Source organism: Pseudomonas brassicae, assembly GCF_010671725.1.
GTDB lineage: Bacteria > Pseudomonadota > Gammaproteobacteria > Pseudomonadales > Pseudomonadaceae > Aquipseudomonas > Aquipseudomonas brassicae.
In genome coordinates this window covers 1-10,557 of the sequence record NZ_JAAHBU010000066.1, presented here as the reverse complement: position 1 = coordinate 10,557, position 10,557 = coordinate 1, and the positions used below count along the sequence as shown (strand labels likewise).

9 protein-coding genes and 2 pseudogenes are annotated in these 10,557 nt (G+C 65.0%); 6 read left to right on the top strand and 5 right to left on the bottom strand.

The features are described from left to right. From G3436_RS05940 to G3436_RS05930, 3 genes are all read right to left on the bottom strand, one after another. On the bottom strand, nt 1-237 hold a 237-nt coding region (locus G3436_RS05940; protein ID WP_163942394.1), incomplete at its 3' end, for a hypothetical protein. A 211-nt stretch (nt 238-448) separates the two neighbouring features. Continuing rightward, nucleotides 449-637, bottom strand: a complete 189-nt coding sequence (locus tag G3436_RS05935) for a hypothetical protein (protein WP_163942392.1) — start codon at nt 635-637, stop codon at nt 449-451. Between the two features lie 139 nt (nt 638-776). Then, nucleotides 777-1,097: a YbjQ family protein gene (locus G3436_RS05930; RefSeq protein ID WP_163942389.1), complete on the bottom strand. Its 321-nt coding sequence runs from the start codon at nt 1,095-1,097 to the stop codon at nt 777-779. A 231-nt stretch (nt 1,098-1,328) separates the two neighbouring features. On the opposite strand from G3436_RS05930, the gene G3436_RS05925 reads away from it, so the two are divergent. From G3436_RS05925 to G3436_RS05900, 6 genes and pseudogenes are all read left to right on the top strand, one after another. Then, nucleotides 1,329-2,180, top strand: coding sequence for an STAS domain-containing protein (locus G3436_RS05925; RefSeq protein ID WP_163942386.1), 852 nt, complete (start codon nt 1,329-1,331; stop codon nt 2,178-2,180). A gap of 4 nt (nt 2,181-2,184) precedes the next feature. Then, complete coding sequence (locus G3436_RS05920; protein WP_163942384.1) at nt 2,185-2,547, top strand: STAS domain-containing protein; 363 nt, start codon at nt 2,185-2,187, stop codon at nt 2,545-2,547. Then, on the top strand, nt 2,544-2,948 hold the full coding sequence (locus tag G3436_RS05915) for an ATP-binding protein (RefSeq protein WP_163942381.1): 405 nt from the start codon (nt 2,544-2,546) through the stop codon (nt 2,946-2,948). The genes G3436_RS05920 and G3436_RS05915 overlap by 4 nt, the downstream gene beginning before the upstream one ends. Next, nucleotides 2,939-3,946: pseudogene (locus G3436_RS05910) on the top strand (ATP-binding protein). Before G3436_RS05915 ends, G3436_RS05910 begins: the two are co-directional and overlap by 10 nt. Next, a complete protein-coding gene (locus G3436_RS05905; RefSeq protein ID WP_338001211.1) occupies nt 3,939-4,808 on the top strand; it encodes a sensor histidine kinase in 870 nt (289 codons plus the stop codon). Before G3436_RS05910 ends, G3436_RS05905 begins: the two are co-directional and overlap by 8 nt. Further along, the gene (locus tag G3436_RS05900; RefSeq protein ID WP_163942374.1) at nt 4,798-6,741 is read left to right on the top strand and encodes a response regulator; all 1,944 of its coding nucleotides are present in this window, start codon (nt 4,798-4,800) and stop codon (nt 6,739-6,741) included. The genes G3436_RS05905 and G3436_RS05900 overlap by 11 nt, the downstream gene beginning before the upstream one ends. A 6-nt stretch (nt 6,742-6,747) precedes the next feature. Here the strand turns inward: G3436_RS05900 and G3436_RS05895 are convergent. Together G3436_RS05895 and G3436_RS05890 are read right to left on the bottom strand one after the other, a co-directional pair. Continuing rightward, nucleotides 6,748-9,386 (bottom strand): annotated as a pseudogene (locus G3436_RS05895) (excinuclease ABC subunit UvrA). A 64-nt stretch (nt 9,387-9,450) separates the two neighbouring features. After that, nucleotides 9,451-10,335 carry an EamA family transporter gene (locus G3436_RS05890; protein WP_163942372.1) on the bottom strand — a complete coding sequence of 295 codons (885 nt, stop codon included), beginning with the start codon at nt 10,333-10,335 and terminating at the stop codon, nt 9,451-9,453. Nucleotides 10,336-10,557 lie beyond the last annotated feature (222 nt).

The following is a 10,557-nucleotide window of genomic DNA, read 5'->3' as shown; positions in this document are numbered from 1 at the left end:
GTCGACCCCGCGCACCAGCGCGCGGCTCATCGTCTCGCCGGGGCACGATGGGTAGTATTCCTCGACAAGGGCCTTGCCGCGCCGGGCATATACCCCCATGAACATTTGCGTGGCACCGGTACGTGACAGGCGCACCTGTACATCGATACTGGTGCCATCACTGAGCTCTTCGTCATGGCTGCGACTGTGCAGTTGAGAGTCGGCCCAATTCCAATAAGTCTCTTCCCTGATGCGCATTGCACTGCTCCGTGGTCAATCCAGCCGACAGTAAGGCATACAACCGCTCCTGCAGCCAGCGACAGCCGTCGCAGGGTTGAGCGAGGTCAACAAAGCGGCATAAAACGGCAGGTTCAGCGTACCGCCCATCCCTTTTCGACAGGCCTGCAGCACACATGAAAAAGCCCCGGCACAGCAGCATGCTGTTACCAGGGCTCGTGTCGGGCGCACGCTATTTCTTGCGCAGCCCCGGCAAGAACCGGCGCCGCTCGCTGCGCGCTGGCACCTTGGTGTGCACGCGTGCTGGCGCGTCATCGAGGGTCATGTTGGCAAACCCCAGTTGAAACGCCGCCTGGCCGCACCGCACCTGGCTGTTGATGGGAAATTCGTCACCATCGTCTTCGAAATACGATTCCTTCATACCCGGCTCCCCTGCAAGCGATCACTACCGGCAAGCAGACGATTGCCCAGGAAATAGTGACCTTGTTGCCCTCAGAGACTAGCCGGACATTTGAAGACTGCCCGGTCACCTTTTGTCGCACCCGACCAATGGCCAAAGGCTACTTGAGCTTCACTGCGGTCCCGGTGACGAACACCACCACCATGCCGCCGCGCGCCGACGGCATGCTGATTTCATAGTCAAGGCCGATGACGGCGTCTGCCTGGAGGCTGCGGGCGCGCTGACGGATCTCGTCGGTGGCCTGAATGCGCGCCTCTTTCAGTGCACTTTCGAGGGTTTGCGAGCGGCCGCCAAAAAAGTCGCGAAAGCTGGTGAAAATATCACGGACCACGTTGATGCCCTGCACCGACTCGGCGCTGACCACGTCCAGGTAGGCTGCAACTTCGCGCCCCTCCACGGTGCCGGTGGTGGTGATGATCATGCTGTTCTCCTTTGGCGCTGCCGACGTGCGCGCCGGCAAAAAGACGCGATGGTAGCAGATGCCTCGTATACACCCGCTTGGAACCTTGACGGTGGCGCACGCTCAAACCGACGCCATTGTTTTGCCCACTCGCCAGCGTTCCAATTCGAGCAGGCGCGTCGCGGTTTTGGAACTAGAGTTAGCTGCACCAGACTTTGTCCTATGACCTCATGCTTCAAGGAGCACGCGTACATGGCTGCACTTCAACCGGCAACACTCACTGCGATCAGAACCCACCAGGCCTCGCTGGTAGCAGAGTGGCTGGCGGGCCTGGAAGCCTCGGGCGCCTCACGCAACCTGAAAGCCAACGACCTCAAGCTGCAGACCGAAGAGTTCCTTCAACTGCTGCACAACGGCCTGCAGGACGGCGATGCAAAGCACCTCAATGCCCAGGCCTGGGACGCCGCACGCCTGTTCCTCGAAAAGCTCTCGCATAGCCGCGCCCTGCTCGGCCAGGACTCACAACAGACCGCCACCTTCATCTTTGCCCTCAAGGGCCCGCTGTTCGCCTTGCTGCAACGCGAGTACAGCGAGCAGCCCGGGCAACTGGCCGGGCAGTTGCTGGAAGTCTCCGAGCTGCTCGATGCACTGGGCCTGCACACCATCCGCACCTTCCAGAAATCCCGCGAGTCGGTGATCAAGCGCCAGCAGGAAGAACTGCTGGAACTGTCGACCCCGGTGGTCAAGCTGTGGGACGGCGTGCTCGCACTGCCCATGATCGGCACGCTGGACTCGCAACGCACCCAGGTGGTGATGGAGTCGCTGCTGCAGCGCATCGTCGATACCGGCTCGGAAATCGCCATCATCGACATCACCGGTGTGCCCACCGTCGACACCCTGGTGGCCCAGCACCTGCTCAAGACCGTTACCGCCATCCGCCTGATGGGCGCCGACTGCATCATCAGTGGCGTACGCCCACAGATTGCCCAGACCATCGTGTACCTGGGCCTGGACCTGCAGGGGGTCGTGACCAAAGCCAACCTGGCCGATGCACTCAAACTGGCGCTACAACGCCTGGGTATCAACGTCAGCAAGGCGGTATGAGCCCATGGAGCGCATTCCGATCCTGCAGATGGGCGACTTTCTGCTAGTGACCATTCAGGTCGACATGCACGACCAGTTGGCCCTGACCCTCCAGGACGACCTGTCCGAGCGTATCAGCCGTACATCGGCGCGCGGTGTGCTGATCGACATCTCGGCACTGGACATGGTCGACTCGTTCATCGGCCGGATGATCGGCAACATCTCCGGCCTGTCGAAAATCATGGACGCCGAGACCGTGCTGGTCGGCATGCAGCCGGCCGTGGCCATCACCCTTGTGGAGCTGGGCCTGACCCTGCCCGGGGTGAGCACCGCCTTGAATGTCGAACGCGGCATGCAGCTGCTTCAGGCACGGGTCAAGTCGGCATGAGCGCCGAGGACAGCGGTACTCAACCGATCCAGCTGGAACAGGACGTGGTGCTGGCGCGCCAGCTGGCACGCAAGCTGGCCCAGGGCTGCGGCATGAGCCTGATCAACCTGACCAAGCTGGTCACCGCCGTCAGCGAGCTGGCGCGCAATGCCGTGGTGTATGGCGGCGGCGGCCACATGGACTGGCAGATAGTGGAAAAGGACCACCGCAAGGGGTTGCGCCTGACCTTTCGCGACGAAGGCCCCGGCATCCCCGATATCAAGCTGGCAATGACCGATGGCTGGACCAGCGGCAGCGGCCTGGGGCTGGGCCTGACCGGCGCCAGGCGGCTGGTGGACGAATTCGAACTGGACACCGCCCCCGGTGCCGGCACCCGCGTGACGATCCTGCGATGGGCGTGAACCTGGCCAGTAGCACCACAGAGGTTGTGAGCATTGAAGACGCGACCCAGATCGGCGATGCGCGCCGACGTGCACGCAGGCTCGCCGAACACCTGCGCCTGGACGACAGCGATGCCGGTCGGGTAGCGCTGGTGGCCACGGAGCTGGCGAGCAACCTGCTCAAGCACGCCGGTAGCGGCGAACTGCACCTGCGCGCCCTGCCCCGCGAGGGCGCACCGGGTGTAGAGCTGCTGGCAGTGGACCGCGGGCAAGGCTTCGACCTGCACCAGTGCCTGGCCGACGGTTTTTCCACGGGTGGCACCCAGGGCATCGGCCTGGGTGCGTGGTGCGCCAGGCAGACGTATTCGACGTGTACGCCGACACGCGCGGCGCCGCCGTGCTGGCGCGGGTATACCGCGCGGCGGCAGCACGGCCGACCTGCGCTACGGTGTCAGCCAGCACGCGCTGCACCACGACCCGGCCTGCGGCGATGCCTGGCACCTGGCGTATGACGGCCTGCGCATCAGCGCGCTGATGATCGATGGCCTGGGCCACGGCGAACTCGCGCAGCAGGCCGCACGCGCCGGCGAACAGGCCTTTGCCCAGGCACCGTTCGGTGCTGCCATGCCCTTGCTCGAAGACATGCATGCGGCCATGTGCGGCACCCGCGGCGTGCCGTGGCATTCGCCCAGTACGACAACGGCACGCTGAGTTTCATCGGCATCGGCAACATCGGCGCCAGCCTGCTGGCACCCGGCGCCTCACGCGGGCTGGCCTCGCATCCGGGGATTGTCGGCGGGCAGTTTCGACGGCCCCGCCCGTTCGACTACGCGGGTGTGCACGCCAACCTGCTGGTACTGTACAGCGATGGCCTGCAATCGCGCTGGAACCTGCAGGACTACCCTGGTCTTGCGCAACGGCACCCGGCGCTGATCGCGGCAGTGCTGCACCGTGATTTCTACCGGGGGCGCGACGATGTCAGCGTACTCGTGGTTGCCCTGGAGGCCCCTCGTGACTGAACCCGACAAGCTTGCCGACCCGCACGCCCTGATCCTGCACCTGCGCAGCGAGGCCGACGCGCTGCGCGCCGAGCTGGAAGAAACCAACCAGGGCGTCCTGGCGCTGTACGCCGAGCTCGATATACAGGCGGAGCAACTGCGTCAGGCGTCAGACCTGAAAAGCCGCTTCCTGTCCTACATGAGCCATGAGTTCCGTACTCCGCTGGGCTCGATCCTGAGCATTGCCAGCCTGCTCAGCGACGAGCTGGACGGGCCCCTGAGCGCCGAGCAGCATCGCCAGGTGGCCTTCGTCAGCAACTCGGCGCGCGAACTCAGCGACATGGTCGACGACCTGCTTGACCTGGCCAAGATCGAGGCCGGGCGCATCACCATTTCGCCGGCATGGTTCGACATGCTCGACCTGTTCGCCGCCTTGCGCGGCATGTTCCGACCGATCGTCGACGCCACCGCCGTGGACCTCATTTTCGAAGAACCGCACGGCCTGCCGCGCCTGTACAGCGACGACAAGAAGCTGGCGCAGATACTGCGCAATTTCATTTCCAACTCGCTGAAGTTCACCCAGCGCGGCGAGGTTCGCGTCTCGGCGCAGCTGGAGAACGACGGCAAGATTCGCTTTGCCGTACGCGATACCGGCATCGGCATCCCCAGCGAGCTGCACGACACCCTGTTCGAAGACTTCGCGCAGATCGACTCGCCCCTGCAAAAGCGCCTGCGTGGCACCGGCCTGGGGCTGTCGCTGTGCAAGCGCTTCGCCGCGTTGCTCGGTGGCAGGGTCGGGGTCGAAAGCGAACCGGGAGTAGGCTCCACGTTCTACGTGGTGATCCCGTTGGCGCTGGAGCAGGAGGCTGTCGATGAAGCCTGATAGCTGCCTGCTGATCGTCGACGACAACGCCGCTACCCGCTATGCCTTGCGCCGGCGCCTGGAATGCCATGGCTACCTGGTGGATGAAGCCGGCACCGGTGGCGACGGACTGGCGCTGATCAACAGCCGGCTGTACGACGCACTGATCCTGGACGTGCACCTGCCGGACATGAGCGGCTTCGATATCGTGCGCACCCTGCGCGCCACGCCGGCCACGGCGCTGCTGCCGGTGATCCATGTGTCGGCGGCGGCCATCGGTACAGGCGACATCATCACCGGCCTGAACGCCGGTGCCGACGCCTACCTGATCCACCCTGTCGACCCGGAAGTGCTGCTGGCCACCCTACGCACGCTGCTGCGGGTGCGCGATACCGAGCAGGCATTGCGCGAAAGCGAAGCGCGCTTTCGCGAGATTTTCGTCAATACTGCCGCGCCGATCGCGCTGCTCGGCATCGGGCTCAAGGTGCATGAGTGCAACCACGCGTTCGCCCAGTTGATCCAGAGCAACCTGAGCCCGGACACCTTGCTCGAATGCTTCGCTGACGACCAGCAACCGGTGCTCGACGAATTGCGCCGCCGCCTGGGCACGCGCGACCGCTGGAAGGGCCTGCTGCACATGCACGTCAATGGCCAACTGCGCGAAACCGAGTGGCAGCTGTCACCCTATCGCAACGGCCAGTTGAGCCTGATCTTCGTCGAGGACGTGACCGAGCAGCGCCACCGCGAGCGCACCCAACGTGCCGAGCTCGACAGCGCGACCAGCCTGCTGGCCCAGGAAGTGGCCGAGCGTGCGCGCACCGAGGCGCAGTTGCTGCAGGTGCAGAAAATGGACGCACTGGGCAAGCTTACCGGCGGCATCGCCCACGACTTCAACAACATGCTCACCGGCATCATCACCAGCCTTGAACTGATCAAGAAACGCATCGAGCAGGGCCGCACCGACAAGGTCCAGGGCTACGCCGACGCCGCACTGAGCGCGGCAATGGGAGCCGCCACGCTGACCCACCGCCTGCTGGCGTTCGCCCGCCAGCAGCCGCTGGACACGCGGCCTACCGACATCAACCAGCACATCCGCTCGCTTGAAGACCTGCTGCGGCGCACCATCGGCGAGCACATCGGCCTGCACCTCAACCTCAGCGAACAGGCCAGCGTGGCCCTGGTAGACCCGATCCAGCTGGAAAACGCCGTGCTCAACCTGGTAATCAATGCGCGCGATGCCCTGCCCCAGGGGGGCAACATCTGGATCAGCACCTACGCCGCGCATACCCAGGACGACCTCAAGCTGGCCGATGGCGCCTATGTTGCCGTGTCGGTGCGCGATGATGGCAGTGGCATCGCGCCCGAAGTGATCGGCAAGGTGTTCGACCCGTTCTTCACCACCAAGCCCATCGGCCAAGGCACCGGGCTGGGCCTCTCGACCATCTACGGGTTCGCTCGCCAGTCGGCCGGCGACGTGCAGATCCGCAGCACGAACGGGCGCGGCACCGAAGTGACATTGCTGTTGCCCGCCAGCCAGCGCCCGCTGATGAGTATCAGCGAACCGATACCACAACCCGCCGCCACCGCCGGCGAGCACGTACTGGTGGTCGAGGACATGGCGGTGGTACGCAACTTTGTCTGCGAAGTGCTGGTGGATGCCGGCTACCGCTGCACCCCGGTGGCCGACGTCGAAAGCGCCCTGGTGCTGCTGCGCGATGACCCGAGCATCGCCCTGCTGCTGACCGACGTCGGCCTGCCGCACATCAATGGCCGCGAACTGGCGAACATCGCCCGTGGGTTGCGCGACGCACTACCGGTGCTGTTCATGACCGGCTACGCCGAGAACGCCATCGACCGGCAGAACTTTCTCGGCGTGCGCATGGACATCGTCACCAAGCCGTTCCAGATCCACGACCTGCTGGACAAGGTGCGGCGCAGCCTGGACGCCGTGTAGGCCGCCTCAGCCCAGCGCGCGGGCAAGGAACGGCGCAGTACGACTGGCGACGCAGGTGGCGACCTGCTGCGGCGTACCGCACGCCACCAGGCTGCCACCCTGGTCCCCTGCGCCCGGCCCGATGTCGATGACCCAGTCGCTTTGCGCCACCACCCGCATGTCGTGCTCGACCACAATCACGCTATGCCCCGCGTCCACCAGGCGGTTGAGCTGCAGCATCAGCCGGTCGATGTCCTGGGGATGCAGGCCGTTGGTGGGCTCGTCGAGCACGTAGAGGGTGCGCCGCGCGCCATGCGTTGCAGCTCGGTGGCCAGCTTGATGCGCTGCGCTTCGCCACCGGACAGCTCGGTGGCCGGCTGGCCCAGACGCAGATAGCCCAGGCCGATCTCGTGCAGCACCGCCAGGGCACGTTGCACCGCAGGCTGTTGCGCAAACACCGGCAGTGCCTGGGCGACCGTCAATTGCAGCACTTGGGCAATGTTCAGCCCCTGCCAGGTCACCGCCAGGGTCTGCGGGTTGTAGCGCGCGCCATGGCAGGTGGAGCATGGCGCGTAGACGCTAGGCATGAACAGCAGCTCGACGCTGACAAAGCCTTCGCCTTCGCAGGTTTCGCAACGGCCCTTGGCCACGTTGAACGAAAAGCGCCCGGCATCGAAACCCTGCTCACGTGCCGCATCGGTGGCGGCAAACAGCTTGCGCACGTGGTCGAACAGCCCAGTGTAGGTGGCCAGGTTGGAGCGCGGCGTGCGCCCGATGGGTTTCTGGTCGACCTGCACCAGCCGGCGGATATGCTCGAGCCCGGCCGTGACCTGGCCACCACTGGCCTGTAGCGCATCGTCCTCCAGGCTCTGCTCCTGGGGCTCGGCCGGGCTCGCAACCAGCCCCAGGTGTGCCCCCACCAGCTCCAGCAAGGCCTGGCTGACCAGGCTGGACTTGCCCGAACCGGAAATACCGGTCACGGCGCTAAAGCAACCCAGCGCAAACTCCACATCGAGGTTGTGCAGGTTGTTACGCGTCACCCCTTGCAGGCGCAACCAGGCACTTGGCGCGCGCAACGGACGCGCTGTGGCAGCCTGCTGGCCAAACAGGTAAGCACGGGTTTGCGAAGCATCGACCTCGGCCAGACCGGCAGGCGGCCCGCTGTACAGCACCCGACCGCCCTGCTCGCCGGCGGCCGGGCCGACGTCCACCAGCCAGTCGGCGCGGCGCATGGTGTCGAGGTCATGCTCGACCACAAATACCGAGTTGCCGGCCGCCTTCAAGCGCAGCAAGGCCTGATACAGCGCCTCGCCATCGGCCGGGTGCAAGCCGGCGCAGGGCTCGTCCAGCACGTAGATAACCCCGAACAGTTGCGAGTTGAGCTGGGTAGCCAGGCGCAGGCGCTGCAGCTCACCCGAAGACAGCGTGGGGGTGCTGCGCTCCAGCGCCAGATAGCCCAGGCCCAGATCGACCAGGGTCGCGACACGTTCGAGCAGGTCCTGAGCGATGCGCTGCGCGGCCAGGCGCTTTTCCAGCGAGAGGTTGGGCGTGTGGCGCACGTCCGGCCCGCCGGCGTGGGCATTGCCGCCGCTGGCCACGCGCTGCTCGCGGGCATCGCGGGTTTGCGCGTGGGTCAGCACCGCCCCTTGTGCTTCACCGTGCTCGACATACCTGGCACTGGCCACCGGCCTGAGCACGTCGGCCAGTTGCAGCAGCGGCAGTTGTGCAAGTTCGGCGATATCCAGGCCGGCGAAGGTGACCGACAGCGACTCGCGCTTGAGGCGTTTGCCCGCGCACAGGGGGCACTCGCTGGCACGCATGAACTGGCTGACACGCTTGCGCATCAGCGCACTTTGCGAGTGGCTGAAGGTGTGCAGCACGTAACGCCGTGCACCACTGAAGGTGCCCTGGTAACTGGGCTCGCGCTTGTGCTCAAGCGCCTCACGGGTCTGCGCCGGGGTCAGGCCGGCATACACCGGCACGGTCGGCGTCTGCTCGGTGAACAGAATCCAGTCACGCTGCGCCTGCGGCAGATCGCGCCAGGGCACATCGACGTCATAGCCCAGGGTCACGAGGATATCGCGCTGGTTCTGGCCCTGCCACGCCAGCGGCCACGACGCTACCGCGCGCTGGCGGATGGTCAGCGACGGGTCAGGCACCATCGAGGCCTCGTCCACTTCATACACCCGGCCCAGGCCGTGGCACTCGGGGCACGCGCCCTGTGGGGTATTGGGTGAAAAGTCCTCGGCATACAACATCGGCTGCCCGGCCGGATAACTGCCGGCGCGCGAGTACAGCATGCGGATCAGGCTCGACAGCGTGGTCACGCTGCCCACCGACGAGCGCGCACTCGGCGTGCCACGCTGCTGTTGCAAGGCCACGGCCGGTGGCAGGCCTTCGATGGCATCCACGTCAGGCACCCCGACCTGGTCGATCAGGCGTCGCGCATACGGCGCCACCGATTCGAAATAGCGGCGCTGGGCTTCGGCGTAAATCGTCGAAAACGCCAGCGAGGACTTACCCGAGCCAGAGATACCGGTGAACACCACCAGCGCATCGCGGGGGATATCGACGTCGACGTTTTTCAAGTTGTGTTCGCGGGCGCCGCGTACCTTGACCATGGCGCTACTGCCGGCATGGGGTGCAGCGGATCGAGGTGAGTGCATGGAAGGGCCTTGATTCGACAGGGGGCTGAAATTGGAGCGAGTGGCGCAGCGTATCGTTCAACCCTCAGCCCAGGGCCGCCAGCAAGCGCTGGCGCAGGCGCGGGCCGAACACATTGATCAACAGGCCGACCATCACCAGCACGCCGCCCCAGCATTGCAGGGTGCTCAGGCGTTCGTCGAGCAACAAGGCCGACGAACTCAGGCCCACCACCGGCACCAGCAGCGAGAACGGTGCGACCTTGCCCGCCGGGTAACGCGACAGCAGCCCGCTCCACAGGCTGTAGCCGAGCATGGTAGCGATGAACGCAAGGTAGGCCAGCGCCAGAATCGAATTCAGGCCGATCCCACGTAGCGAACGCTCGATCAATGCCGGCCCTTCGAGCCACCACGACAGCGCGAAGAACGGCAGCGGTGGGATCAGCGCACCCCAGATCACCAGGGCGACCAGGTCGATATTGCCGAAGCGGCGCGTAATGATATTGCCCATGGCCCAGCAAGCGGCGGCGCACAGCGTCAGCATCAGCGCGAAAAACGGCACATGGCTGCCGTTTTCACTGCCGATCAGCGCCAGCCCCCCGGCGGCCACCAGCAGCCCCAGCAGGCTCGCGGCGCGCAGCCGTTCACCGAGAAACAGCGCGGCGAAAAACAGGGTGAAAAACGCCTGCGACTGCAGCACCAGCGAGGCCAGGCCCGGCGGCATGCCATTCCCCATGGCCTCGAACAGAAAGGCGAACTGGCCCAGTGAGATGGTCATGCCGTAGGCCAGCAGCCAGCGCCACGGCAACTGCGGCCGCTTGATCAAGAAGATCGCCGGGAACGCCACCAGCACAAAGCGCAAGGCCCCCAGCAACATGGGCGGCAGGCCGTCGAGGCCAACCTTGATCACCACGAAATTCAGGCCCCAGGCGATGATCACCACCAGTGCGAGCAGCAGGTCCCGTAACGGCATCGTTTCCTCACCAGACTGTAATATTTCGAAACAGCATATCCTTATTCCGACACGGATTTGTACCCGTCAGCGGCAGGGAGTGAGCAGTGAGCGCCATCGGGTGCGTTTACAGAACTTTCCCACGTTTTTCTCGGAAACAAGCGAACAGACCCTGCAAGCATTTCCCCCTATGTTTATGCCTTGCACGCAAAGGATAGGGAGTCCCATGCCACGCCAGTCAGA

Bases quoted from the DNA above. Each gene is read 5' to 3' on its own strand.
- G3436_RS05935 (WP_163942392.1), bottom strand. From the start codon at position 637: ATGAAGGAATCGTATTTCGAAGACGATGGTGACGAATTTCCCATCAAC.
- G3436_RS05930 (WP_163942389.1), bottom strand. From the start codon at position 1,097: ATGATCATCACCACCACCGGCACCGTGGAGGGGCGCGAAGTTGCAGCC.
- G3436_RS05925 (WP_163942386.1), top strand. From the start codon at position 1,329: ATGGCTGCACTTCAACCGGCAACACTCACTGCGATCAGAACCCACCAG.
- G3436_RS05920 (WP_163942384.1), top strand. From the start codon at position 2,185: ATGGAGCGCATTCCGATCCTGCAGATGGGCGACTTTCTGCTAGTGACC.
- G3436_RS05915 (WP_163942381.1), top strand. From the start codon at position 2,544: ATGAGCGCCGAGGACAGCGGTACTCAACCGATCCAGCTGGAACAGGAC.
- G3436_RS05900 (WP_163942374.1), top strand. From the start codon at position 4,798: ATGAAGCCTGATAGCTGCCTGCTGATCGTCGACGACAACGCCGCTACC.
- G3436_RS05890 (WP_163942372.1), bottom strand. From the start codon at position 10,335: ATGCCGTTACGGGACCTGCTGCTCGCACTGGTGGTGATCATCGCCTGG.